Source organism: Chromobacterium aquaticum (assembly GCF_021129195.1).
In the GTDB taxonomy this organism is placed as follows: Bacteria; Pseudomonadota; Gammaproteobacteria; order Burkholderiales; family Chromobacteriaceae; genus Chromobacterium; species Chromobacterium aquaticum.
This window is the reverse complement of the sequence record NZ_JAJOHW010000053.1, coordinates 42,955-68,243: the sequence shown is the minus strand read 5'-3', so window position 1 is coordinate 68,243 and position 25,289 is coordinate 42,955. Positions and strand designations below refer to the sequence as shown.

The 25,289-nt window shown below is 62.6% G+C and carries 25 protein-coding genes; 16 read left to right on the top strand and 9 right to left on the bottom strand.

Annotated features, from left to right (window positions below; genetic code table 11):
- The first annotated feature begins 269 nt into the window (after positions 1-269).
- Positions 270-866: a TetR/AcrR family transcriptional regulator gene (locus tag LQT98_RS08825; RefSeq protein WP_053074441.1), complete on the top strand. Its 597-nt coding sequence runs from the start codon at positions 270-272 to the stop codon at positions 864-866.
- Between the two features lie 112 nt (positions 867-978).
- Here LQT98_RS08825 and LQT98_RS08820 read toward each other — a convergent pair whose 3' ends face one another.
- Positions 979-2,400, bottom strand: coding sequence for a sensor histidine kinase (locus LQT98_RS08820; RefSeq protein ID WP_231461979.1), 1,422 nt, complete (start codon positions 2,398-2,400; stop codon positions 979-981).
- A complete protein-coding gene (locus LQT98_RS08815; protein ID WP_048410545.1) occupies positions 2,401-3,066 on the bottom strand; it encodes a response regulator in 666 nt (221 codons plus the stop codon).
- A gap of 122 nt (positions 3,067-3,188) precedes the next feature.
- On the opposite strand from LQT98_RS08815, the gene LQT98_RS08810 reads away from it, so the two are divergent.
- From LQT98_RS08810 to LQT98_RS08800, 3 genes are all read left to right on the top strand, one after another.
- Positions 3,189-4,280 (top strand): ABC transporter substrate-binding protein, encoded by a 1,092-nt coding sequence (locus LQT98_RS08810; protein ID WP_048410546.1) that lies wholly within the window; start codon positions 3,189-3,191, stop codon positions 4,278-4,280.
- 234 nt (positions 4,281-4,514) lie between these two features.
- On the top strand, positions 4,515-6,257 hold the full coding sequence (locus tag LQT98_RS08805) for an ABC transporter permease (protein WP_231461978.1): 1,743 nt from the start codon (positions 4,515-4,517) through the stop codon (positions 6,255-6,257).
- Positions 6,250-7,320 carry an ABC transporter ATP-binding protein gene (locus LQT98_RS08800; protein ID WP_231461977.1) on the top strand — a complete coding sequence of 357 codons (1,071 nt, stop codon included), beginning with the start codon at positions 6,250-6,252 and terminating at the stop codon, positions 7,318-7,320. The genes LQT98_RS08805 and LQT98_RS08800 overlap by 8 nt, the downstream gene beginning before the upstream one ends.
- A gap of 444 nt (positions 7,321-7,764) precedes the next feature.
- On the opposite strand, the gene LQT98_RS08795 is transcribed toward LQT98_RS08800, so the two are convergent.
- Entirely contained in the window at positions 7,765-8,883 is a 1,119-nt protein-coding gene (locus LQT98_RS08795; protein ID WP_231461976.1) for a porin, read from the bottom strand.
- 669 nt (positions 8,884-9,552) lie between these two features.
- Between LQT98_RS08795 and LQT98_RS08790 the strand changes: the two genes are divergently transcribed.
- Entirely contained in the window at positions 9,553-10,830 is a 1,278-nt protein-coding gene (locus LQT98_RS08790; protein WP_231461975.1) for an O-acetylhomoserine aminocarboxypropyltransferase/cysteine synthase family protein, read from the top strand.
- A gap of 8 nt (positions 10,831-10,838) precedes the next feature.
- Here the strand turns inward: LQT98_RS08790 and LQT98_RS08785 are convergent, their stop codons facing one another.
- Genes LQT98_RS08785 through LQT98_RS08775 form a run of 3 tightly spaced genes read right to left on the bottom strand, consistent with a single transcriptional unit; the run spans position 10,839 to position 12,840 of the window.
- The gene (locus LQT98_RS08785; RefSeq protein ID WP_231461974.1) at positions 10,839-11,291 is read right to left on the bottom strand and encodes a BLUF domain-containing protein; all 453 of its coding nucleotides are present in this window, start codon (positions 11,289-11,291) and stop codon (positions 10,839-10,841) included.
- Positions 11,292-11,341: 50 nt separating this feature from the next.
- Positions 11,342-12,265 carry a hypothetical protein gene (locus LQT98_RS08780; RefSeq protein ID WP_231461972.1) on the bottom strand — a complete coding sequence of 308 codons (924 nt, stop codon included), beginning with the start codon at positions 12,263-12,265 and terminating at the stop codon, positions 11,342-11,344.
- A gap of 2 nt (positions 12,266-12,267) precedes the next feature.
- Positions 12,268-12,840 carry a LemA family protein gene (locus LQT98_RS08775; protein ID WP_231461970.1) on the bottom strand — a complete coding sequence of 191 codons (573 nt, stop codon included), beginning with the start codon at positions 12,838-12,840 and terminating at the stop codon, positions 12,268-12,270.
- A 98-nt stretch (positions 12,841-12,938) separates the two neighbouring features.
- Between LQT98_RS08775 and LQT98_RS08770 the strand changes: the two genes are divergently transcribed.
- Positions 12,939-13,814: a Rossmann-like and DUF2520 domain-containing protein gene (locus LQT98_RS08770; protein WP_231461967.1), complete on the top strand. Its 876-nt coding sequence runs from the start codon at positions 12,939-12,941 to the stop codon at positions 13,812-13,814.
- Here the strand turns inward: LQT98_RS08770 and pncB are convergent.
- From pncB to LQT98_RS08755, 3 genes are read right to left on the bottom strand one after another with little or no spacing between them, the layout of a single operon-like run.
- On the bottom strand, positions 13,803-15,002 hold the full coding sequence (gene pncB, locus LQT98_RS08765) for a nicotinate phosphoribosyltransferase (RefSeq protein WP_231461986.1): 1,200 nt from the start codon (positions 15,000-15,002) through the stop codon (positions 13,803-13,805). The genes LQT98_RS08770 and pncB overlap by 12 nt on opposite strands.
- Before the next feature lie 16 nt (positions 15,003-15,018).
- The gene (locus tag LQT98_RS08760) at positions 15,019-15,723 is read right to left on the bottom strand and encodes an SAM-dependent methyltransferase (protein ID WP_231461965.1); all 705 of its coding nucleotides are present in this window, start codon (positions 15,721-15,723) and stop codon (positions 15,019-15,021) included.
- Positions 15,720-16,301 carry a Maf family protein gene (locus LQT98_RS08755; protein ID WP_231461964.1) on the bottom strand — a complete coding sequence of 194 codons (582 nt, stop codon included), beginning with the start codon at positions 16,299-16,301 and terminating at the stop codon, positions 15,720-15,722. Before LQT98_RS08755 ends, LQT98_RS08760 begins: the two co-directional genes overlap by 4 nt.
- Positions 16,302-16,408: 107 nt before the next feature.
- Between LQT98_RS08755 and LQT98_RS08750 the strand changes: the two genes are divergently transcribed.
- The 10 genes from LQT98_RS08750 to pabC all read left to right on the top strand — a co-directional run bounded on the left by LQT98_RS08750 (position 16,409) and on the right by pabC (position 25,130).
- Positions 16,409-16,912 (top strand): YceD family protein, encoded by a 504-nt coding sequence (locus LQT98_RS08750; RefSeq protein WP_048410553.1) that lies wholly within the window; start codon positions 16,409-16,411, stop codon positions 16,910-16,912.
- Positions 16,913-16,958: 46 nt separating this feature from the next.
- The gene (gene rpmF, locus LQT98_RS08745) at positions 16,959-17,138 is read left to right on the top strand and encodes a 50S ribosomal protein L32 (RefSeq protein WP_011136965.1); all 180 of its coding nucleotides are present in this window, start codon (positions 16,959-16,961) and stop codon (positions 17,136-17,138) included.
- 57 nt (positions 17,139-17,195) lie between these two features.
- Positions 17,196-18,233 (top strand): phosphate acyltransferase PlsX, encoded by a 1,038-nt coding sequence (gene plsX, locus LQT98_RS08740; protein WP_048410554.1) that lies wholly within the window; start codon positions 17,196-17,198, stop codon positions 18,231-18,233.
- Positions 18,234-18,238: 5 nt separating this feature from the next.
- On the top strand, positions 18,239-19,198 hold the full coding sequence (locus LQT98_RS08735; RefSeq protein ID WP_231461962.1) for a beta-ketoacyl-ACP synthase III: 960 nt from the start codon (positions 18,239-18,241) through the stop codon (positions 19,196-19,198).
- A gap of 127 nt (positions 19,199-19,325) precedes the next feature.
- Positions 19,326-20,255, top strand: coding sequence for an ACP S-malonyltransferase (gene fabD / locus LQT98_RS08730; protein ID WP_048410556.1), 930 nt, complete (start codon positions 19,326-19,328; stop codon positions 20,253-20,255).
- 52 nt (positions 20,256-20,307) lie between these two features.
- Entirely contained in the window at positions 20,308-21,045 is a 738-nt protein-coding gene (gene fabG, locus LQT98_RS08725) for a 3-oxoacyl-ACP reductase FabG (protein ID WP_048410557.1), read from the top strand.
- A gap of 106 nt (positions 21,046-21,151) precedes the next feature.
- The gene (gene acpP / locus LQT98_RS08720; RefSeq protein ID WP_048410558.1) at positions 21,152-21,391 is read left to right on the top strand and encodes an acyl carrier protein; all 240 of its coding nucleotides are present in this window, start codon (positions 21,152-21,154) and stop codon (positions 21,389-21,391) included.
- Positions 21,392-21,571: 180 nt separating this feature from the next.
- On the top strand, positions 21,572-22,813 hold the full coding sequence (gene fabF, locus LQT98_RS08715; protein WP_231461961.1) for a beta-ketoacyl-ACP synthase II: 1,242 nt from the start codon (positions 21,572-21,574) through the stop codon (positions 22,811-22,813).
- Positions 22,814-23,025: 212 nt separating this feature from the next.
- Positions 23,026-24,318: an aminodeoxychorismate synthase component I gene (locus LQT98_RS08710; RefSeq protein WP_231461960.1), complete on the top strand. Its 1,293-nt coding sequence runs from the start codon at positions 23,026-23,028 to the stop codon at positions 24,316-24,318.
- Positions 24,318-25,130 (top strand): aminodeoxychorismate lyase, encoded by an 813-nt coding sequence (gene pabC, locus LQT98_RS08705; RefSeq protein ID WP_231461959.1) that lies wholly within the window; start codon positions 24,318-24,320, stop codon positions 25,128-25,130. Before LQT98_RS08710 ends, pabC begins: the two co-directional genes overlap by 1 nt.
- The last annotated feature ends 159 nt before the right edge of the window (positions 25,131-25,289 follow it).

Below are 25,289 nucleotides of genomic sequence, written 5' to 3'. Positions count from 1 at the left end.
GCGCTGAAAATGCGCAATTTAATAATGGATATTTTAATATTAATGATCTCTTCTTAAGGGTAATTAGGAAATATTCTTAAAAAGATCAAGCTTGTCCCGCTTATCCCTAGTTGAAACTACTCACTGGCCTATTTAGCGTGTGCTCGCCCTCGCTTATGACTACAGTTTCGCGTATCATCAAAGCTTGGTTGGGATAAACATGACATAAGAATATAATGCAAACTAGACGAACACAACAAAGTCGTAGGGAGTCCACCATCGGAAAACTGGTGGAGGCGGCCATCGAGTGTCTGCTGGAGTTTGGTTATCACGGCACCAGCGTGCAACTGATCTGCAGCCGGGCCGGCGTCTCCCAGGGGGCATTGTTCCGCCATTTCGCCACCAAGAACGAACTGATGCTGCCGGTGGGGCGCAAGGTGGTCGACGATATTTTCGAAGCCGGGCTCAAGCTGGCGGCGGAAATGCCCAGCACGATGCCGGAAGAGGAACGGATCGTCGCGCTGATGAAGGCCCTGGTGCTGTCACCGCGCCACATTGTGTTGATGGAGCTGCTGATGGCGGCCCGCACCACCGCGGATCTGCGGGAAATCTTCCTGGCCAGTTCCAGCAACTACTTCCGCGATCGCTTCGTCGCCCTGATGGCATCGCTGTTTCCGCGCTACGCGATCTCCACTGGCTTCTTCGCCACCTTGCTGACCATGATGACAACCTTCCATGGCATGGCGCTGTACCGGATGCTGAACGAGCATCCCGAAGGCGACAAGATGCGCGAGCAGTGGCTGCAGACCGCCTTGCGCAGCGAGCTGGAACGCATCCGCGCCGAAGGCGCCGACAGCCGCAATCCCTTATACCAATTGCCGTTCTAAGACGATGGTTCGGCGTTAAAAACCGCTTCGAAACACAGATGCGCCATATGGGCATCGCGCTTTCTCGGCGGTTTTCGTCTTCGCTCGCGAGCCCGTAACACGGGCTCGAAGTCTATCCCATGCCTGCTGGCGGAAACTGCAGCTTGACGCTGAGGCCACCACCGGCGTTGCGGCTCAACTCCACCGTCGCTCCGTGGCGGTGGGCGATTTCCCTGACGATGGCCAATCCAAGCCCGCTGCCGTTGCTGGCGGCGCCGGCGATGCGATAAAAGCGCTGCCATACCTTGTCCCGTTCCGCATCGGCAATGCCGGGGCCGTTGTCGTCTATGCGCAGCCACGGCGCCGGCAGCGCGCCGGCGGCCAGGGTGATGCGGGCGGCGCCGGCGACCGGGTGGTAGCGGATGGCATTGTCCAGCAGATTGCCCAACGCCTCCCGCAGCAAGCCGGCATGTCCGCGTATTTCCACCGTTTCCTCGCCTTCGTAGCCCAGGTCCGCGCCTTGGCCATGAGCCCAAGCGGCTTGTTCCAGCGCCCATTCCCGTAGCCACGCGGCCAGATCCATTTCGGTCAAGGCGATCGCCTGGCCGTTGTCGGGCTCCACCCGCGCCAGTTGCAGCAATTGCTGTACGCCATGGCTGGCGCTGTCCAGCGAGGCCAGCAGTTTGTCCAATTGCTGCCGCAAGGCGGCTTCGGATGCTTGACGCTGGGCCAGTTCCGCCTGGGTTCGCATCACCGCCAGCGGCGTTTTCAATTGATGGGCGGCATCGTCGATGAAACGGCGCCGTGCCGCCTGCAGCTTGTGCCAGCGCACCCCTTGCTGATTCAGCGCGTCCACCAGCGGAGTCAGTTCGGTGGGTAGTTCGCTGCTGGGCAGCGGGCTGAGGTCGGTGTCCTTGCGCGCGCCCACCTTGCGCGACAAGCGGCGCAGCGGCCGCAGGCTGTGGCCGACCGCCAGCAGCACGATGACCAGCATGATGGCGCCGAGCAGCGCCTCCTGCGCCAACGCGCCCAGCAACAGGGTGCGTGCCAGTTGCTGGCGCGATTCCGGCGTTTCCGCCACCTGGATCCAGACGTCGCGGCTTTGCAGCGTGACCATGTCGCGCACCGATTGGCGCAGGGTCAGCAGCCGCAGCGTGTCGCCGTGATAGCCGATGTCTGAGTAGTCCGGCTGGTAGCGGATTTCGGCGCGGCGGCGCGGTGGCGGCAGGGGCAGGTCCTCATAGCCGGTCAGCACCGCGCCATCGTCGCGGCTGACCCGATAGAACACCTTGCCGGAGGCGTTGGATTCGAACATCTGCAAGGCGAAATAGGGGATGTCCACGCTGATGGCGCCGCCATGGGCGGCGACGCCATCGGCAATGGCGCGGCCGGAGCTGAGCAGCATGCGGTCGAAGGCGGTATTGGCCGCCTGCAAGGCACGGTCATAAGTCATCCAGCCGTCCAGCGCCAGCATCAGCAGCAGCGGTATCGACAGCCCCAGCAATAGCTGCTTGCGCAGGCTGGCGGGCTTGAGGCGGGAAAGAAGTTTGCGCATTTACGGCGTGGTCAATAGATAGCCCAGCCCACGCAAGGTGACGATGGAGACCGGCTGCTCCGCCAGTTTCTTGCGCAAGCGGTGCACGTAGATTTCAATGGCCTCGGCGCTGCCGGATTCATCCAGGCCGAAGATCTTTTCCGATAGCTGGGTCTTGCCTATCGCCTTGCCGCCCTGCAGCATCAGCACCTCCAGCACCGCGTGCTCGCGCGGCGTCAGCCGCAGCGTGTCGCCATGCAATTGGAACTGGCGGCCGATGCTGTCGTAGCTGAGCGGGCCCAGTTGCAGCAACGGGCTTTCGCGGCCGTGACTGCGGCGGATCAGCGCGCGCACCCGCGCTTCCAGCTCATTGAGATCGAAAGGCTTGGCCAGGTAATCGTCGGCGCCCAGATCCAGGCCGCGAACCCTTTCTTCCACCGAGCCGTGCGCGGTCAGGATCAGTACCGGCAGCGCCTGCTTGCGGCCGCGCAGCCGGCGCAGCACCTCCCAGCCGTCCAGCTTGGGCAGGTCCAGGTCCAGGATGGCCAGCGCGTAATCCTGGGTGCGCAGCACATGGTCGGCGTCGCTGCCGTTGAGCATGCAGTCCACGGCGAAGCCGGCCTGGCGCAGGGCCTGGGCTAGCGATTCCGACAAGGCCGGATTGTCTTCCACCAAAAGCAGGCGCATGGTTGGCTCATTGAAAGCGGATTGAAAGCTTCACTCTAATATCATGGCTGGGCAAGCGAAGCCAATAGAGCGTCGCCGTCGAAAGATGTGCACAACATCTTCAGCTACCAAGGAGCAACACCATGAATAGAGTCAGAAGCTTGTCCGCGCTGTGCTGCGCGCTGGGTTCCGCCGCCGCCTGGGCGGCCGTGCCCGCCGGGTATCCGGCCAGTTATCAGCAGTTGGTGGACGCCGCGGCCAAGGAGGGCAAGGTGGTGGTGTATTCGGCCACCGACAGCGCCGCCGCGCGACCCTTGATCAAGGACTTTCAGGCCTTGTATCCCGGCGTCAAGGTGGAGTACCACGATATGAACAGCACCGAGATCTATAACCGCTTCATCAGCGAGAACGCCGCCAACAGCGCCAGCGCCGATGTGGTATGGAGCTCGGCGATGGATTTGCAGGTGAAGTTCGTCAATGATGGTTATGCCGCCAGTTACGCCTCGCCGGAGACGCCGAATCTGCCGTCCTGGGCGCATTATCAGCAGCAAGCCTATGGCACCACTTACGAACCGGTGGCCATCGTCTACAACAAGCGCTTGTTGAAGCCGGCGGAGATTCCGCAGACGCGCGCCGACCTGGTGCGCATCCTCAAGGCCAATCCGGCCCGCTTCAAGGGCAAGGTCACCAGTTACGATATCGAGAAATCCGGCGTCGGTTTCAATTTTCTGACCCAGGACGCTCGCCACAATAGCGCCGGTACCTGGGAACTGGCGCGCGCGCTGGGCGCCAGCGGCGTCAAGCTGCAAACCTCCACCGGCGCGATGATGGAACGGATTTCCTCGGGCGAGAACCTGATCGGCTACAACATCCTCGGCTCCTATGCCTACGCCAAGGCCAAGAAGGATCCGGCCATCGGCTATGTCTATCCCAAGGACTACACCCAGGTGGTCAGCCGTCTGGCCATCGTGTCCAAGAAAGCGCGCAATCCCAGCGCGGCGCGGCTGTGGTTGGACTATCTATTGTCCAAGCGCGGCCAGACCGTGCTGGCCAACCAGTCCGAGCTGTTCTCCCTGCGCAGCGATGTCAGCGGCGCGGCGTCGATTACCGCCTTGAATCAGCAATTGGGCGGTAGCGCCAAGCCTATCCAGGTGGGCACTGGCCTGTTGGTCTATCTGGACCAGGCCAAGCGCCTGGACTTCATGCGTCAGTGGCAGCAGGCGCTGAAGAAATAGCGCGCCGCCGCATGGTTTAGCCGGCCGTTTGACGCGGTTGACGATGCGTCTCTGTGCGGACTTTTTCCCGCGCGCGGCGGAGCGTCAACCGTTTCCTGAGAGCCTGTTCAACGCCGTATCGCCGACGCGTAGCAGACTTTGAACAGGCTCTGAGCCGGCCTTCCCGATTCCTTCATCAGCCGTCCGCCCGGCGCGGACGGCGCAAAGGCCTGCGCGTCAGGCCTGGGAGCAAGCATGGATTCTTCTGTAAAGCTCACGGCGACCGCCGCGAGCCCCGCCGCCGCGCGCGGCGGGGCTCCGCGCTGGAGCGCGATCAGCCGTTGGCTGGTCATGGGCGTATTGGCGATGCTGGTGTTGGCGCCGCTGTCTTTGGTGGTGTACCAGAGCCTGCTGGATCAGCCCTTCTTCATGGCGGACAAGAACATGGGCCTGGCCGCCTACCGTTTCGTGTTCACCGACCCCGATTTTTGGTCCGCGCTCGGCAATTCGCTGGTGATCGCCGCCGGCATGGCCTTGATCGCGATTCCGCTGGGCGGAGTGCTGGCCTTCTTGATGGCGCGCACCGATCTGCCGGGGCGACGCTGGCTGGAGCCCTTGCTGCTGACGCCGGTATTCGTGTCGCCTATGGTGCTGGCCTTCGGCTATGTGGTGGCGGCGGGACCAGTGGGGTTTTATTCGCTGTGGTTCAAACAGTGGTTCGGCGTGGAAGAGCTACCGTGGAATATCTATTCCTTGGCCAGTATCGCGGTGGTGGCGGGGCTGACCCATGTGCCGCATGTCTATTTATACGCGTCGGCGGCGCTGCGCAATCTGGGCTCGGACGTGGAAGAGGCCGCGCGCGTGGCCGGCGCCAGCCCCTTCCGCGTGGCGCGCGACGTCAGCCTGCCGATGGTGATGCCGGCGATGCTGTTCTCCGGCGTGCTGGTGGTGTTTCTCGGTTTCGAGGTGTTCGGCCTGCCGTTGGTGCTGGGCGACCCGGAAGGGCATCTGGTGCTGGCCACCTATCTGTACAAGCTGACCAATAAGCTGGGGATTCCGTCCTATCACCTGATGGCGGCGGTGGCGGTCTGCCTGATCGCCATCACTTTCCCGCTGGTCCTGCTGCAGCGCCGGCTGTTGCGCAGCGCCCAGCGTTTCGTTGCCCTCAAGGGCAAGGCCGGACGTCAGCATCCGCTGTCGCTGGGGCCGTGGCGCTATGTGGCGCTGGCCATCGTGCTGCTGTGGCTGTTCCTCACCGTGGTGGTGCCGATTACCGGCATCGCGCTGCGTTCGGTGGTCAGCCACTGGGGCGAGGGCGTGTCCTTGCTGGAGACGCTGACGCTGGATCACTACGCGCTGGTGTTCGAGGAGGACAATATCGTCCGCGCCATCGTCAACACCCTGGGCGTCGGCATCATCGGCGGCGCGCTGGCGGTCGGTTTTTACACCCTGGTCGGTTTCGCCGGCCATCGTCGCAATGACTGGGGCGCGCGCGTGCTGGATTACCTGGTGCTGCTGCCGCGCGCGGTGCCAGGCATCCTGGCCGGCCTGGCCTTCCTGTGGGTGTTTCTGTTCGTGCCCGGCCTGCAGGGCGCCAAGAACAGCATGTTGTCGATCTGGCTGGCCTATACCGTGGTCTGGCTGGCCTATGGCATGCGGCTGGTGCAGAGCGCTTTGCTGCAAGTGGGGCCGGAGCTGGAGGAAGCGGCGCGCAGCGCCGGCGCGTCACAGCGCCGCGCCAGCCTGGACGTGACCCTGCCCTTGATCCGTTTCGGCCTGCTGTCCAGCTGGCTGCTGATCTTCATGATTTTCGAGCGGGAGTATTCGACCGCGGTGTATTTGCTGTCGCCCGGCACCGAGGTGATCGGTTCCTTGTTGGTATCCCTGTGGGCCACCGGCGCGGTGGACCAGGTGGCGGCCCTGTCTGTGATCAATATTCTGATGGTGGGCGCCGGCTTGGCGCTGGCCTTGCGTCTGGGAGTGAAACTGCATGACTAAATTGAGCGTGCGCGATCTGCATCTGAATTACGACCACAACCCCATCCTGCAAGGGGTGTCCTTCGACCTGGCCGCCGGCCAGGTGGTGTCCCTGCTCGGCGCTTCCGGCAGCGGCAAGACCACCTTGCTGCGCGCCATCGCCGGGCTGGAGCAGCCATCCGCGGGTCGCATCCTGTTGGATGGCCGCCCGCTGTACGACGGCGCGGCCGGCTGCAATCTGGCGGTGGAGCAGCGCTCCTTGGGCCTGGTGTTCCAGTCCTATGCGCTATGGCCGCATCGCACCGTGGCGCAGAACGTCGGCTATGGCTTGAAGCTGCGTAAAACCCCTGCGGCGGACATCGCGGCGCGGGTGCGGCAGATCCTGGACAAGCTCGGGCTCGGCCACCTGGCCGAGCGCTATCCGCATCAGCTGTCGGGCGGCCAGCAGCAGCGCGTGGCGATTGCCCGCGCGCTGGTGTACAACCCGCCGGTGATTCTGCTGGATGAGCCGCTGTCCAATCTGGACGCCAAGCTGCGCGAAGAGGCGCGTGCCTGGCTGCGCGAGCTGATCGTGTCGTTGAACTTGTCGGCGCTGTGCGTCACCCACGATCAGGGCGAGGCGATGGCGATGTCGGACCAGATCCTGCTGCTGAAGAACGGCCGCATCGAGCAGGCGGGCAGCCCGACCGAGCTGTATTCGGCGCCGGCCTCCCTTTATACCGCGCAATTCATGGGCGCCAATAATACGCTGCAAGCCAAGGTGGCTGCCCGGGATGGCGATAGCGTCACCTTGCAAGGCGAGGGCTGGCAGTTGCGCGCCACTGCGCGCCAGACGCTGCAAGTGGGACAAGCGGCGCAGGCGGTGATTCGGCTGGAGCGGCTACGGGTGCAGGACGAGCCCGGCGGCAACAGCCTGCCGGCGCGATTGATCGCGTCGATGTATCTGGGCGACCGCTGGGAATACCTGTTGCAACATGGCGATCTGCGCTTGCGCGCCTTTGGCCAGCAGGCCAGGCCGAACGGCGAATGTTGGGCGGAGTTTCGGCAGGAGGACACCTGGGCGTTCGAGGCGGTTCCAGCCTGATTGACTCTGTAAGAGCCTGTTCAAAGTCTCGCGAGCAAGGGCGAGACAAGGCGAAAACGAGTGAAAAAGCGGAATGTACTCGTGGTACATGAGTATTTTGAGCTTGTTTTCAACGCCGTATCGCCGAAGCGCAGCAGACTTTGAATAGGTTCTAAGGGTATCGGCAAAGGGCAAGCGCGAGGCTTGCTCTTTTTTTATGGCCGCGTGCGGCGGAGCAGGTGTTAATGACGATGGGTGAATGGGGCGTCGATGTCTAGTGGGAAGGGTGGGGCGCGCTAGTCACGGTCTGGCACTGCCAGTGCATGAGCTATTGTCGGGAGATCTGAGGAATAGGGCGGGATTGAAAAGCCTGATGTTGGTCGCAGCTTACCGCAATGAAAAAGGCCCGCTTGCGCGGGCCTTTTTCTCATTCATGTTCGTGGGTTCTTGCGTCGAACCGACAAATTAGAATGCGTGGATCATGTTCAGGCCGAGAGCCTTCAGATCCTTGTTGGCGTTGTTCACGCCGCCTTTAACGTCGAATACACCGTATTGCGCGCCGAAGGTGGTGCGCTTGGAGATCGCGTAGTCAACACCCAGTACGTACTGGTTGTAGCCAGAGTCGTCGATTTTCACGCCAGCAGCTTCAACCTTGTCGCCATGAGCGTAGGTGAATTTCGGGGTGAACGCGCCCAGGGTGTAAGCAGCGGTCAGTGCGTATTCACGAGTCTTCACTTTACCGTTAGCGTCATAGGAGCCCGGAGTCGGAGCAGTGAAGCCAGGAGTTACGTACTTGCTCCAGCCAACGATGTCCACGCCGCCTTTTTGTTGCTGGTAGCCGAAGGCAACCAGCAGGTTGTTGGCGTTGTAGCCAACTTCCAGACGATGCTTGTCGTTAGCGGTGTTGTTCAGTGCTACACCGGAAATTGCAGCGGAGGAAGCTGCTTTGCTTTCATGGATGTAAGCATATTTGCCGAAGAAGCCGCTGTTTTCGTAGCCCAGGCCAACGATCGCGGTTTCACGATTCTGGTTGACGGATTGACCGTTTACCAGGGTGTTGGTCTTGTCTTCTTTGGTGCCGTATTGCAGAGCGGCGCTGAAGCCAGCAATGCTCGGCAGATCGTAGCGCACGGAGTTCTTCAGACGGGTGCCGTCGCGGGTGAACACGCCCAGACCCAGAGCATCGCTCTTGTATTCCCACGGGTCTACGATGCCCATGTCGCTGTCCAGGAAGTTGGACACGTTACCCAGACGCAGGGTACCCAGATCGCTTTGCAGGCCGATGAAGGAGTTGCGGTTGGCAAAAGTGCCGCTGCTGCTGCTGGAAGTGCCGTCGCTGTTCACTTTGCCGCTGCCATCAACAGCGAAGCCGGTTTCAACTTGCCAGATAGCCTTCAGACCGTTGCCCAGGTCTTCTTTGCCTTTGAAACCAATACGGGAACCGAGGTCGTCGATGTTGGTTTGCTTGGTGGAACCGTTGTCAACGTACTCTACGCCGCCTTTGATTTTGCCGTAGATGGTAACGTCAGCGAAAGCTGCGGCCGGCAGAGTAGCTACCAGCAGGGCGATCAGACTCTTTTTCATGGTCAAGTCATCCTTTTATTTGGGTTTAGGAATGTGAGCAAATGCTATTGGCTAAGTTGTTTAAATGCAACTTTTCGGTAAATGGCGTGTTGCAAATCAACAACCAAATGTTGCTTTCTATGTGTGGTTTTACATGGAAAAGTCTTGCTAAGCCGATGAACAAAATGAAGAAAATATGAATTATGTGAATGGGGGTGAAGTGTTGTAAAAAAGCATCTATCGCCTATATTCCTTATGCAATAAGGATTTTGGCGTGGGTGTGGAGATGGGGAGCGGTGGCGGCAGTGAAAAAAAATGAGCCCGCGGAGGGCGGGCTCGAAATCAACGTGACTTGAAGAGAATTCACGATGCTGCAAGAAGCACATCAGAATGAATTCGTATCTGAATCATAATAGAAAGCGAAGGCTATGTAAATAGTGCTGTCAGGGACGATGGTTACCAGTTTTTAGTGGTGTGGTGAGTGCTAACTTGTTGTTTATAAAATATTATTCATATTGATTTGATTCTTCTGTGAATGATTACTCTTGTGGTGGTCTTTGTGCGGAATGGTAGATCGTTTGCTTTTATGGCGCGGCGTTTTGCTTCTTTTGCTGTTGCCGCTTCCCGGCTAAGGTAGTCGGGTTGCATGTCTGAACCTGGGCAACTCACTCCATATAGAAGGATGACGCGATGAAACTGGAAACCCTGGCGGTGCATGCCGGCTATGCGCCGGACCCGACGACCAAGGCGGTGGCGGTGCCGCTGTATCAAACCACCAGCTATGCCTTCGACAGCACCCAGCACGGCGCCGACCTGTTCGATCTCAAGGTGCAGGGCAATATCTACACCCGCATCATGAACCCGACCACCGATGTGCTGGAGCAGCGGGTGGCGGCGCTGGAGGGCGGCATCGGCGCGCTGGCGGTGGCGTCCGGCATGGCGGCGATCGCCTACGCCATACAAACCATCGCCGAGGCCGGCGACAACATCATCGCCACCGGCACCTTGTACGGCGGCACTTATAATTTGTTTGCGCACACGCTGCCGCAATTGGGCATCGAGGTGCGTTTCGTCGATTACCGCCAGCCGCAGCGGATTGGCGAAATGGCGGACGCGCGCACCAAGGCGGTATTCTGCGAGTCCATTGGCAATCCTTTGGGCAATGTGGTTGATTTCGCCGCCTTCGCCGATCAGGCGCATCGTCATGGTCTGCCGCTAATCGTCGACAACACGGTGCCGTCTCCTTATCTATGCCGGCCGTTCGAGCACGGCGCCGACATCGTGGTGCACAGCCTGACCAAATACCTGGGCGGCCACGGCAATAGCATCGGCGGCATCATCGTGGACAGCGGCCGCTTCCCCTGGGCTGAGCACGCCGAGCGCTTTGCGCGTCTGAACACGCCGGATGTCAGCTACCACGGCGTCAACTACGTGGAGACATTGGGCGCGGCCGCCTATATCGCGCGGGCGCGGGTGGTGCCGCTGCGCAATATGGGCGCGGCGCTGGCGCCGTTCAACGCTTTCCTGATCTTGCAAGGGATAGAAACGCTGGCGCTGCGCATGGATCGCATCTGCGCCAATGCCTTGCAAGTAGCCCAACGTCTGCGTCGGCACCCGGCGGTGGAGTGGGTGGAATACGCCGGGCTGGAGGATCATCCGGACCATGGTCTGGCGCAGCGCTATTTCGGCGGCCGTGCTTCCGGCGTGCTGTCCTTCGGCATCCGCGGCGGTGCGGCCGCCGGCGGACGCTTCATCGACGCCTTGCAGTTGGTGACCCGCTTGGTGAATATCGGCGACGCCAAGTCGCTGGCCTGCCATCCGGCCACCACCACTCACCGCCAGTTGTCCGCAGAGGAGCAATTACGCGCCGGGGTGCGTCCGGAGATGGTGCGGCTTTCCATCGGCATCGAACATATCGATGACATCCTGGCCGACATTGACCAGGCCTTGGTCGCCGCAGCTTCATAACGCCTCGCTCAGCCGCGGCGCAATACCTGGGGATTCATGCCATTAGGCAGGTGGTGATGCCATTTACCGTCCAGAAAGCTCTGCATTACCTGCTGGACCTTGCCATGCAGGGTCCAGCCGGCGTCGCGGGCGATGGCGGCGGCGGACAGGGGCTTGCCGTCGGCCGGCTGTATTGGCGCGATGTATTCCAGCGGATGATCCGCCAGCATCGGATGATCGATTTCTTCGCGCGACAGCAGGGTCAGCTGATGATGCTGCGGGTCGCGCGCGATGCGTTGGTACAGCGCATCGACCACGTCTTCGGGTCCTTCCAGTATCTGCAGGAAATCGTCGTTCAACATCAGCAGCACGCTGGCGATGCCCTGGCTGTGGTTGTAGTCGCGAAAACGGCCGACGCGGGCGTGCATGAGCCCGGCGGATACCGGGTGCTGGGCTGCGCTGCTATAGATCAGACGGATCATCGTGTGCTCCGCGTGGCGAGAACTCTTGCTTGCAGTATAGCGCCTGACGGTTAAGTCAATTTGAGCCAGGCCAACACGCAGACCAAAGCCACGACGGCGTGCAGCCAGGCGCGGCGACGGAACAGGCTGGCGCTTTGCCGCGGCGGCAGCGTGGTGATGATGGGCGGGCCGCTCTGCTCATTGCCGGCCAGTAGCCAGTACGCGGGCTGCCGCGCCATCTCTTTATGCAGCGCGAGCACTTCGCGTTGCGCCGCGGCGCGCGCCAGGCCCCATTCCCGCTGGTCCAACTGGCCGTTGCCGTCCAGGTCGAAACGGCGCAGCAGCTCGGCCTGGTTGCGTTTCCACTCCGCCAGTTTGGCGCCGATGTCCAAGCGCAGCTCGATGGCGCCGACGCGCGGCTCCAGGCGTGACAATTGGCCGCGCACATGGATGGTCTCGCCTTCGTCTATCCATTCCTCTATCAGCAGCATGCCGTCCTCGTGCCAACGGCGCCGATGATGGGCGATAACCTGGGCCGAGCCCGGCAGCACGGTGGCTTCCGCGTCGCCGTCGACCAGCAGAAAGCTGTCGTCGCTGCTGATTTCCGGCGGGTTGACACGGGCGGCCAGCCGGGTGGAACGCTGCATGGTCCAGAGTAGCCAGTCTTCCAGATCCAGCTTGCCGCGTTCATCTATGCGCCAGCAGCGGTACCAGGCGCAGCGCCGGCCGCTCAAGGGGCTGTAGTTGGGCGCGTTGGGGTGGCAGCGGGCCATGCCGGACAATTCCACCTGGCCCAGCGCCGCGCTGGCTAGCCGCGAGGTGGGGGTGTCGGCCAGTTGCCGGTAGCGGCGGTAGTTGGCATGCCAGCTGAACAGGCCCACCGCGGCGACGAACAACAGACCGTAGCGCGTGACGCCGCCAAGCCACACTGCGCCGGCAAGCAGGTAGAGGCCGAGGCTTAATTCCGGCAACAGCGAAGCGAAAATGAACGGCATGCTCAGCGTCGCGCGAACAGCGCTTGCATGTCGACATCACGGGTTTCGGCTGCGGCGAAGCGCAGCGGCCTGGCCGGCGGAAAATGAAACAGGCGGGCCAGAAACAAGTCGGGAAACTGTTCGATGCGGGCGTTGTGAAGCTTGACCGCCTCGTTGTACAGTTCGCGGCGATCGGCCAGCGCCTCTTCCAATTGAGTGATGCGTTCGCTCAATTGCGCGAATTGCTGATCGGCCTGCAGTGCCGGATACGCCTCCGCCACCGCGTAGAGCTGGCCGATCAGGCCGTGCAGCCGTCCCTCGGCGGCGCCCAGCGCTTCCGGGTCGCGCGCGCGGGCGGAGTCGGCGACGGCGCCGCGCGCGGCCATCACCTGGGTCAGGGTTTCCTGTTCGAAGGCGGCGTATTGCCGGCACACTTCCACCAGCTTGGGCAGTTCGTCGTGGCGCTGCTTGAGGATGACATCGATATTGGCCCAGCTTTGCGTCAGTTGGTGCTTCAGATTGACCAGCGCATTGTAGAGCGTGACCAGGTAGAGCAACGCGGCGGCGACGGCGGCGAGGAAGATGGCCAGCTTCATATGGAATCCTTTGCGAGGCCGCGCGGACTTGGCGGCGGATGCTGGCATTATTGTCCAGCGGCGGCGGCTTGTCGCTACATTCAGAAAGAGGGGAAAGCGTGAATTCCATCAGCATCATCGGTGCCGGCCGCCTGGGCAAGACCCTGGCGCGGCTGGCGCAAGGCTCCGGGCGCTATCGGGTGCTGGACGTGATGACGCGGCGACTGGAGTCGGCGCGCGCGGCCTGCGAATTCATCGGCGCCGGGCGGCCGGTCTGTGATTGGGCGCAGTTGGCGCCGGCCGATCTCTATCTGCTGGCGGTGCCGGACGCGGCCATCGCCGACTGCGCTCAGGCGCTGGCCGCTGCCGGCGTGGTGCCGCCCGGTGCCGTGGTGTTTCACGCCAGCGGCGTCAGCGAATCCGGCATGCTGCAGCCGTTGGCGGCGCGCGGCGCGCACCTGGGCAGCCTGCATCCCGCTTTCTCATTCGCCGATCCGGAGCGGGCGGCCGAGTATTTCGTCGATGTGCTGTGCGCGCTGGAGGGCGATGCGCCGGCCTGTGCCGCTTTGCGGACGCTGGCGCAGGCCGTGGGCGGGCGGCCGTTTCAATTGGCCACCGGCGGCAAGCCGGCTTATCACGCGGCTTTGTCGGTGGCGTCCAATTATCTGGTGACGCTGACCGCGATGGCGCAAGAGTTGGCCCGCCAGGGCGGCGTGCCGGTCGAGCTGCTGACTCCGCTGCTGAGCGGCTTGATGCGGCAGACGCTGGAGAATGCGCTGGCGTTGGGGCCGCAGGCGGCGCTGACCGGGCCCATCGTGCGCGGCGACGCGTCGACGGTGGCGCTGCATCTGCAGGCGATGGACGATGCCGGCTTGCGCGCCGCCTATCAAGCCTTGGGTCGACAGACGGCGGCGCTGGCCGGCGAGCGCCTGTCCGAGCCGGCGCGCCGGCAAGTGCTGAACGCGCTGGAGCCCGCCGAGGACTCAGGCCGGTAGCGCCACCTTGAACACTTGGCGCAGATAGGCGAGAAAGGTCTCGTCGCTGCACATGGTCTTGCCGGGGCTGTCGGACAACTTGGCCACCGGCTGGCCGTTGCAACTGACCAGCTTGAGCACGATCTGCAGTGGCTCCAGGCCCATGTCGTTGGTGAAATGGGTGCCGATGCCGAAGCTGATCTGGATGTGCGGGCTGAAGTGGCGCTGCAGGTCCAGCGCGCTGTCCACGCTCAGGCCGTCGCTGAAGGTCAGCATCTTGGTGGCCGGGTCGATGCGCAGCTTGCGGTAATGCGAGATCGCTTTCTCGCCCCATTGATAGGGATCGCCGCTGTCGTGGCGCAGGCCGTCGAACAGCTTGGCGAAATAGAGATCGAAGTCGGCCAGAAAGGCATCCATGCCCACCACATCGGTCAGCGCGATGCCGAGATCGCCGCGGTATTCCTGCACCCAGGATTCCAGCGCCGCCTTCTGGAAATCGCGTAGCCGCACGCCCAGCGCCTGGAAGGCCTGGAAGAATTCGTGAGCCATGGTGCCAATGGGGGTGATGCCCAGCTTCCAGGCCAGGTAGACATTGCTGGTGCCGCGGAAGATGTCCGGTAGCGCGCTGTTCAGGCGCTCCACCACGTGTTGCTGCCATTCCCGGCTGAAGCGGCGGCGGGTGCCGAAGTCGGCGATCAGCAAGGGAAAGCGCTGCTGCGCGGCCTCGCTGTCGCGGAAGCGTTCCAGCACGGCGATCTTGGCGTCCAGCCGGCGCAGACCCTCGGCGCGGACTTCAGCCGAATCCAGGCGGCGGAAATACAATTCGTTGACGATGGCGAGCACGAAGATCTCGAAGAACATCGCCTGCACCAGCGGGCCCTTGATGCGAATCGCCAGTTCTCCGTCCTCGCAGGACACGGTGATGAAGCGCCGCTGCAGGTGAAACAATTCCAGGTAATCGACGAAGTCGCTCTTGATGAAGCGCAGCGTGCGCAGGTAGGCCAGTTCTTCCTGGGTGAAGTGCAGCTGGCACAGCCAGTCCAGCTGCGCTTCCAGTTCTTTCTTCAACTGGGTCAGCGGCATGTCCGGGCGGTTGCGGCATTTGAACTCGTACTCGCCGTGCGAGGCCGGGAATTGGTGCAGCACCACTTGCAGCATGGTGAATTTGTAAAGATCGGTGTCCAGCAGGGAGTGTATCAGCGGCGGAATCTTGGCCATGGTGGGTTCAGGCGGCGTGAATGATGAAAATGGCCGGGCGCTTGTGCAGGTCCGGCGCGTCCTTGGACCAGTCCTTGACCCGGCGGCTGACGATGGTTTGGCTCGGCAGGGTTAGGTCGCAGGCCACCGCCAGCCGGGTGGCCGGGGATAGCGTGTCGCGCAATTGCTGCAGCAGCGCGTTGTTGCGGTACGGCGTTTCGATGAAGACTTGGGTCTCGTTGCGCTGGCGCGAGCGCAGCTCCAGTTCCTTGACTATTTTGGCCTTGTCGGCGGCGTCCACTGGCAGATAGCCATGGAAGGCGAAGCATTGGCCATTGGCGCCGCTGGCCATCAGCGCCAGCAGAATGGACGAAGGGCCGATCAAGGGTTCCACCCGGATGCCGCGCTCATGCGCCAGTGCCACCAGTTGCGCGCCGGGGTCGGCCACCGCCGGGCAGCCGGCTTCGGAAATCAGACCCAGATCATGGCCGTCCAGCAGCGGCTGCAGCAGGGCGGCGACGTCGGTCGCGGCGGTGTGCTCGTTCAGCGTGCTCATGGCGAGTTCACGAATGGGCGTGTTGATGCCCAGCGCTTTCAGGTGTTTGCGCGCGGTTTTTTCCGCTTCCACCACGAAATGGGTGAGATGCAAGACCTTGGCGCGCTCGCTCTCGGGTAGCCAGGCGATGGACTCGTCGCCCAGCGGGGCGGGAATCAGGAACAGGGTGCCGCTCATTGCAAAATCTCCACGCCTTCGTTGGCAAGCATCGTGATCAGTTTGAACAAGGGCACGCCGATCAGCGCATTGGGATCGTCGGACTCCACGCGCTCCAGCAGCGCGCCGCCCAGGCCCTCGCTTTTGGCGCTGCCGGCACAGTGCAGCGCGTCCGGCTCGCGTTCCAGATAATTGCGAATTTGCGCTTCGCTCAATGGACGCAGGGTGACGCGGGTGATGCCCACCGCCTCCTGCAGCCGGCGCTCGGCGCTGTTGTACAAGGCCAGCGCCGAGTGGAACACCACGGTGCGGCCGCTCATCCATTGCAGCATCTTGACGCCGTTTTCAAACGATCCTGGCTTGCCGATCTGCTGCCCGTCAAGCAATGCCACTTGATCTGAGCCTATGATCAGCGCTTGCGGATGCTTGTCCGCCAGCGATTGCGCCTTGGTGCGCGCCAGGCGCACCGCGGTTTCCAGCGCGGTTTCGCCCGGCAGCGGGGTTTCATCGCACACCGGCGGTTCGGCGTGGAAGGGCAGGCCCAGACGGGCGATGATTTCTTGGCGGTAGCGGGAGGTGGAGGCCAGTACGATCTGCATGATGTGGACGTCGCTTGTTGCGGAGCCGGGGCGGCCTGGCGGCGCGCGCGGAGGGCCCCTTGTTTCTTTTGACAAATCAGGGGAATGGATTGTACCATGCGAGGTTTATGTCTAAACCGATTTTGATCGATCCGCTCAAGTTCGCCCGGGAAGGGCGTTCGCAGGCCGGCAAACTGCCGGTTGGCGAGCTGGATGAGCGTGTGCACAGCGATCTGTCCGACACCTCCGGGGATGTGGAATACACCCTGGATGGTTTTCGCGACAGCTTGAAGCGTTTGTCGCTGCGTCTTCATTTGTCGGCGGAACTCAAAGTGACCTGCCAGCGCTGCATGGATAGCATGCCGTACAGCCTGGACACCGATTCGGTGATCACTTTGTTTACCGACCCCGACAAGCTGGAAGAGGCTTGCGAGCAGGACGAGGAGCTGGACGCGGTCATCGCCGAACCGGAATTGAACCTGACGGCGCTGATCGAAGACGAAATCATTATGGGCTTGCCGCTTTCGCCGAAACACGACGACTGCGGCAGGGAAACTCTCTCGCTCGCCAAGGCTGACAAGCCCAATCCGTTTGCGGTGCTGGCGGCGCTTAAGAGACCCAAGTCCGAGTAAAACCCGGATTCGAACCGAATCTACTTGAATTTCTTAGGAGTCGACCATGGCTGTTCAACAGAACAAAAAGTCCCCGTCCAAGCGCGGCATGCATCGTGCACACGATTTTCTGACCGCTCCGGCCCTGGCAGTAGAAGCCAGCACCGGCGAAGCGCATCTGCGTCACCACATCAGCCCGAACGGTTTCTACCGCGGCCGCAAAGTTGTGAAGACCAAGGGCGAGTAATCTCCCCGTCTTCCTACTTTCCCCACTGATTAGGCAGCACTATTACCGCACTCGTTGATGACTATCACCGTCGCGGTTGATGCAATGGGCGGTGACGTTGGCCTCAAGGTTACCGTCCCTGCATCGATCCAATTCCTGCAAAACCATCCCGACACCCGTTTGATTCTTGTTGGCGACCAGCCAGCCCTAGAGGCGGAACTGGCCGCGCATCAAGGCGTCGCGCGTGAACGCATCCGCATCCAGCATGCCACTCAGGTGGTGGGCATGGATGAGGCGCCTCAGCTCGCCTTGAAGAACAAGAAAGATTCGTCGATGCGGGTGGCCATCAATCTGGTCAAGGAAGGCGAGGCCCAGGCCGCCGTGTCCGCCGGCAACACCGGCGCGCTGATGGCGACCGCGCGTTTCGTGCTCAAGACCATTCCCGGCATCGACCGTCCCGCCATCGCCAAAATGCTGCCCACCGTCAAGGGCTCATCTTGCGTGCTCGATTTGGGCGCCAACGTCGATTGCACCCCGGAACAACTGTTGCAGTTCGGCATCATGGGGTCCGAACTGGTGGTGTGCCTCAGCGGCAACGCCTCTCCCCGCGTCGGCCTGCTGAACATCGGCTCGGAAGACATCAAGGGCAACGACAATATCAAGAAGACTGCCGAACTGCTGCGCCAGTCCGAGCTCAATTTCCACGGCAACGTGGAGGGCGACGACATCTGCAAGGGCACGGTGGACGTGGTGGTCTGCGACGGTTTTACCGGCAACGTGGCATTGAAGACAGCTGAGGGGCTGGCTCACATGTTTGCCGTATTCCTGCGAGAAGAGTTCGGCCGCAGCTGGTGGACGCGCTTGTGCGCGCTGGCCGCGCTGCCGGTGTTGAAACTGTTCAAGAAGCGCATCGATCCTCGCCGCTATAACGGCGCCAGCTTGCTGGGGCTGCGCGGCATCGTGGTGAAAAGCCACGGCGGGACCGATGTCACAGGATTCCGTTACGCGCTGGAACAGGCTTGCGAGGAAGCCGGCTCCGACGTGATTGGTCACATCGCCGACCGGATTGCGCACCAATTAAATAATCTCAAGCAGTCCGAGGCGGAAGCGAACTGACAACCATGGGCTATTCCCGCATTCTAGGCACCGGCAGTTTTCTGCCCGAGCAGGTGCTCACCAATGCGCAATTGGCCGAACGCGTGGATACCAGCGACGAGTGGATAGTCTCGCGCACCGGCATCCACGCGCGCCATATTGCCGCAGATGAACACAAAACCAGCGATCTCGCGCTCAAGGCGGCGGAAGCCGCGATCCAGAGCGCGGGCATCGACAAGCACGAGATCGATCTGATCATCGTGGCCACCACCACGCCCGACATGGTTTTCCCCAGCACCGCCTGTTTGCTGCAGGAAAAGCTGGGTATTCCCGGCTGTCCGGCTTTCGACGTGCAGGCGGTATGCGCCGGCTTCATGTTCGCGCTGGTGACCGCCAACAACTATATCAAGAGCGGCATGGCCCGCCGCGCCTTGGTCGTGGGCGCGGAAATCATGTCCCGGGTGCTGGATTGGGACGACCGGCGCACCTGCGTGCTGTTCGGCGACGGCGCCGGCGCGGTGATCCTGGGCGATTCCGACGAGCCCGGCATTCTGCACGCCAAGCTGGCGGCGGATGGCCGCTACAAAGACATCCTCAATACCCCGGCCCAGATTTCCGGCGGCAAGATCCAGGGCATGCCCTATCTGCACATGGACGGCCCGGCGGTATTCAAATTCGCGGTCAAGGCCCTGTCCGACATCGCCGCCAAGACCCTGGCCGAAGCCGGCGTCGACAAGAGCGAAGTGGACTGGCTGGTGCCGCATCAGGCCAATCTGCGCATCATCGAATCCACCGCCAAGCATTTGGGGCTGCCGATGGAGCGCGTGATCGTCACATTGCCGCAACAGGGCAACACCTCGGCTGCGTCCATTCCGCTAGCGCTGGACTGCGCGCTGCGCGACGGACGCATTCGCCGTGGCCAGACTGTCCTGCTGGAAGGAATTGGCGGCGGTTTCGCCTGGGGCGCGGTGCTGTTGAAGATCTGATCCCTTATCCGGCGCAAGCGGCGGACGGCTGACCGTGGGGTCACTAGCCAAGGCGATATTTGATCGCTAGGCTTGGCAGAGGCCGCCGATTTGCGTCATTCTTGCGTCGAATTCTCAGGAGTCGACTATGTCGTTTGCTTTTCTGTTCCCGGGCCAAGGCTCGCAAAGCTTGAAAATGATGGACGGCTTCGCCGATCTGCCCGTGGTGAAACACACTTTTGACGAAGCATCGGACGCCCTGAGCGTCGACCTGTGGGCGATGCTGCAGGCGGACTCGGCCGACGAGATCAACGCCACCGTCAATACCCAGCCCATCATGCTGGCCGCCGGCTATGCCACTTATCTGGCCTGGCAGGAACTGAACGGTCGTCAGCCTTCGCTGGTGGCCGGCCATAGCCTGGGCGAATATACCGCCTTGGTCGCCGCGGCGGCGCTGCCGTTCGCGGAAGCGGTCAAGCTGGTGCGCTTGCGCGCGGAAGCGATGCAAGCCGCGGTGCCGGCAGGCATCGGCGCGATGGCGGCCATTCTGAATCTGTCCGATGACGATATCCGCGCCGCCTGCGCGGAAGCGGCTCAGGGCGAAGTGGTGGAAGCCGTCAATTTCAACTCGCCGGGCCAGGTGGTGATCGCCGGTCATAAAGGCGCGGTGGAACGGGCGATGGAGCAATGCAAGGCCCGCGGCGCCAAGCGCGCGCTGCCCTTGCCTGTGTCGGTGCCCTCGCACTGTTCGCTGATGCGTCCGGCGGCTGAGAAGCTGGCGGCGGCGCTGGAGCAAGTGCATATCGGCGCGCCGGCCATCCCGGTGTTGCATAATGCCGACGTCGCCAGCTACGGCGAACCGGCGCAAATCCGCGACGCCTTGACCCGTCAGCTGTACATGCCGGTGCGCTGGACCGAAACCATCCAGAAGCTGGCCGCCGACGGCGTGACGCAGATGGCGGAGTGCGGACCGGGCAGAGTGCTGGCCGGCTTGGCCAAGCGCATAGACGGCAACGTCAAGTGCCTGGCGCTGACCGATGTGGCGGCGCTGGAAGCCGCCCGCGGCGAACTGAACTGAATACAATGCGGTTGCGCCATGGCGCGGCCGCGATAAAGGCAAGGAGACAGCAATGAGCCTGCAAGGCAAAGTGGCCCTGGTCACCGGCGCGTCGCGCGGCATCGGCGCGGCGATCGCGGCGGCGCTGGCGGCCGAAGGCGCCATCGTCATCGGCACCGCCACCAGCGAGGCCGGCGCGGCCGGCATCCATGAACGCTTGTCCGCCCACGGCGGCGCCGGCCGGGTGCTGAACGTGACCGAGGCTGGCGCGATCGAGGCGCTGGTTGAATCGATCGAGAAAGAATTCGGCGCGATCGCGGTGCTGGTCAATAATGCCGGCATCACCCGCGACGGTCTGCTGATGCGGATGAAGGACGAGGACTGGGACGACATCATGGACACCAATCTGAAGTCGGTGTTCAAGACCTCCAAGGCCGTGCTGCGCGGCATGATGAAGGCGCGTTTCGGCCGCATCATCAATATCGCCTCGGTGGTGGGCGTGTCCGGCAACCCGGGCCAGACCAACTACTCGGCCGCCAAGGCCGGCATCATCGGCTTCACCAAGTCGATGGCGCGCGAAGTGGGCAGCCGCAACATCACCGTCAACTGCGTGGCGCCGGGCTTTATCGACACCGATATGACCCGCGCGCTGCCGGAAGCGCAACGCGCGGCGCTGGTGGAGCAGATCGCCCTGGGGCGCCTGGGTGATGCCAAGGATATCGCCGACGCCACCGCGTTTTTGGCGTCGGATCGCGCTGGCTACATCACTGGCCAGACGCTGCACGTCAACGGCGGCATGTTGATGCCGTAAACAGGCTTGCAGCCCTCCTGGAGATTTAGGTAGGCTGCTCTAATTTTTTTTTGTAGAATACCGGGGTTTTGTTATCCCGAATCAGAAAGGTCATGGGTTTAAACAAATGGAAAACATCGAAGCGCGCGTTAAGAAGATCGTTGCCGAACAACTGGGCGTGAACGAAGCCGAAGTCAAAATCGAGTCTTCCTTCGTGGACGATCTGGGCGCCGACTCCCTCGACACCGTTGAGCTGGTAATGGCTCTGGAAGAAGAGTTCGAGTGCGAAATTCCGGATGAAGAAGCCGAGAAGATCACCACCGTTCAGCAGGCCGTTGACTACGTCAGCGTTCATCTGAAAAAGTAATTCCTTCCCTTTCGAGGGGGTATTAGGACCTCTGCCCGGAGCCGTTCTGGTCTCTTTGCAGAGGTCTTTTGCCAAGAGGATGCCAAACGCGCGTTTGATCGTCGGTCTAAGAGCCAGCGCATCGCGGCGCGCGGGTGGTCTCTCGGGAGACTGCCCTCCCATCTCTCACGGAGATTCTTCGTGTCAAAACGCAGAGTTGTAGTAACCGGCCTGGGTCATGTGTCCCCGGTCGGCAATGATGTCGCCACCGGCTGGGCCAATTTGCTGGCCGGCAATAGCGGCATCACCAAGATTACCCGTTTCGACGCCAGCGACATGGCTTGCCAGATCGCAGGCGAAGTGAAGGGCTTCGAGATCAGCGACTATATCTCGCCGAAGGAAGCCCGCCGCAACGACCTGTTCATCCATTACGGCATCGCCGCGGCCTTGCAGGCGGTGGCGGACGCTGGGCTGGATGATATTCCGGGCCTGGACAAGACCCGCGTCGGCGTCAACATCGGTTCCGGCATCGGCGGCTTGCCGCTGATCGAGGACACCGGCGTGGCGCTGATGGAGGGCGGCCCGCGCAAGATCGGCCCCTTCTTCATTCCGGGTTCGCTGATCAATCTGATTGCCGGCCAGGTATCCATCCTGAAAGGCTATCAGGGTCCGACCTATGGCATCGTGTCCGCCTGCACCACCGGCGCGCACTGCATCGGTGACGCTGCGCGGATGATTCAGTACGGCGACGCCGATGTGATGGTGGCCGGCGGTTCCGAAGGCGCGGTTTCGCGCTTGGGCATAGGCGGCTTCGCCGCGATGAAGGCGCTGTCCACCCGCAATGACGATCCGGCCACGGCCTCGCGTCCTTGGGACAAGGGCCGCGACGGCTTCGTGATGGGCGAGGGCGCCGGCGTGCTGGTGCTGGAGGATTATGAGCACGCGGTCAAACGCGGCGCGAAAATCTACGCCGAGCTGATCGGCTTCGGCATGAGCTCGGACGCTCACCACATCACGGCGCCCAGCGCCGAGGGTCCGGCGCGCGGCGTGGCCAATGCGCTGCGCGACGCCGGCATCAACGCCGACCAGGTGCAGTATGTGAACGCGCACGGCACGTCGACGCCGCTGGGCGACGCCAACGAGACCACGGCGATCAAACTGGCGTTTGGCGACCATGCCAAGAAACTGGTGGTCAACTCCACCAAGTCGATGACCGGCCACTTGTTGGGCGGCGCCGGCGGCGTGGAAGCGATCTACACCATCCTGGCGGTGCACAATCAGGTTTCGCCGCCCACCATCAACCTGCAGGAGCAGGATGTGGAGGCTGGCTGCGATCTGGACTACGTGGCCAATACCGCGCGCGACATGAAGATCGAGGTGGGTATTTCCAACTCCTTCGGCTTCGGCGGCACCAACGGCACCCTGGTGTTCAAGCGCGTTTGATCGTCGTAGCCGGCGATTGACAGCCAAGACCGCTGCGTTACACTCGCAGCGGTTTTTCTTTATTGTCGCCTGGAGTCTTTCATCTTCTCGCCGACAAGGCTTTGAACCGCTTCTCAAGGTCGGCCGCGAGCATGGCGCAGGGCTTGGCTTTCGCGGCAAAAAATATTATCAATTCAGAATCAGCGCCGGGCCTTGCCGGCCCAGGATCATAGATGTTCACCCAGAAACTCGATTTCATCCCCGATCTGTTGGCATTGCACGCGGCGGATCGCGAGCATTTCCCCTACCTGATGCAGTCATCCGGCGACAGCGGCTGGGACCTGCTGCTGATGCAGCGCGAGCGGCGCGTGTTCATGGCGGGCGAGGGACAGGACTTCCTGGCCCAGCTACGCGCATTCCAGCCGCAGGCGGTGTCCAATCCGCACGGCCTGCCTTTCGTCGGCGGCTGGTTCGCTTATCTGGCTTACGATCTGTTGTCCGAGTTCGAGCCGCAAGTGCCGGCCGCGCTGGACGACAGCTTCCCGCTGGCGGTATGGGCGCGCACGCCGGCCGCGGTGCTGGTGGATAGAGCCAAGCAGGCGGCCTGGCTGGTAGGCGAAACCGCCGAGGACTGGCACGCGCTCGAGCAGCGAGTGACCGAACAGCCCGGCTTCCAGCCCAAGCCGGTGGTCTTGGCCGCGCTGGAGGAAGATCCGCCGCAGTGGTATACCGACGCGGTGCTCCGCCTCAAGCGCTATATCTACGAAGGCGATGTGTTCCAGGTGAATATATCGCGTGGCTGGCGTGCCGAACTGGGCGAGGGGCTGAGCGCGCCGGATCTGTTCGCCGCTCTGCGCCGCGCCAATCCGGCGCCGTTCTCGGCGCTGGCGGATTTTGGCGATGCGCAGATCGTCAGTTCCTCGCCGGAGCGGCTGGTGCGGGTGCGCGACGGCTGGGCGGAGACGCGGCCTATCGCCGGCACTCATCCGCGTTCACAGGACACGGTCGAGGACGCGGCATTGAAGAAGCGCTTGATCAGCAGCATCAAGGAACGCGCCGAGCACGTGATGCTGATCGACCTGGAGCGCAATGATCTGGGCCGCATCAGCCGGCCGGGCACGGTGGAGGTCAACGAACTGATGGCGGTGGCCAGCTACGCCTATGTCCATCACATCGAATCCAATGTCCGCGGCCAGCTGCGCGACGATGTGACGCCTGCGGATGTGCTGCGCGCGCTGTTCCCCGGCGGCACCATCACCGGCTGTCCCAAGGTGCGCACCATGCAGATCATCCGCGAGCTGGAAAACAGCGCGCGCCGCGCCTACACCGGCAGCCTGGGCTATTTGAACCGCGACGGCACCATGGACTTCAACATCTTGATCCGCAGCTTCATGCAAGAGGGAAGCAAGCTGCGCTTCCGTGCCGGCGGCGGCATCGTCGCCGACTCCGATCCCGAACGTGAACTGCAGGAAACCCGCCACAAGGCGCGCGGCCTGCTGCGGGCGCTGGGCGTGGAGCAGGGCTGATGGCGATGTTGATCAATGGCCGTCCCGACGAGCGCATCGCGGCGGCGGACCGAGGCCTGTCTTACGGCGACGGCGTGTTCCGCACCCTGGAGCTGCTGAGCGGCCGGCCGCGCTTGTGGGCCTGGCAGTTTGCGCGGCTGTGCGATGACGCGCGCCGGCTGAGCCTGCCGCCGCCCGAAGAGGCGCTGCTGCTGGCCGAACTGGCCGTGGCCGGACACGGTCTGCCGCGCGCGGCGGCCAAGATCGTGCTGACCCGCGGCGCGGGCGCGCGCGGCTATGCGATGCCGGAGGCGCCACTGTGCACCCGCATCGTCAGCGCCGCGCCCTGGAACGGCTATCCGTCGGAGCATGCCGAGCAGGGGGTGGCGGCGCGCTGGTGCGAAACCCGCTTGGCCTTGCAGCCGGCGCTGGCCGGCATCAAGCACCTGAATCGGCTGGAGAATGTGCTGGCGCGCTCGGAATGGCAAGATCCGGCCATCGCCGAAGGCCTGATGCTGGATATGGAAGGCTGGGTGGCGGAGGGCACGATGAGCAATGTCTATGTGCTGGAAGGCGAGGCCATCGCCACGCCCAGGCTGGACCGTTGCGGCGTGAACGGCGCGGTGCGGGATTGGTTGACCGTGCATTGTTTGGATATCGGACGCTCTTTTACTGAAACGCGACTTTCCATGCAGCGCTTGATTGACGCCGATGCGGTGTTTCTCTCCAATAGCCTGATGGGTATCTGGCAGATTACCCGCTTGGGCGAGCGCCGCTGGAGCCCTCATCCGCTGCTGCGCGCCCTGCAACACAGCCTGTCGCTTCAAGCCTGAAGCTAGACGTCGGGAGGGCAGTTCCCGGCGTCGACGACAGACCTGCCCAGACCGCGTCTGCATTTTTGCTCCTCGCCGCCCTGGCCGGGCGGATCTCCATTCTTCCGACTGGCGCCGTGCCCGGACCGGACATGGGGCAAGCGCATGCGCGGATCGCGA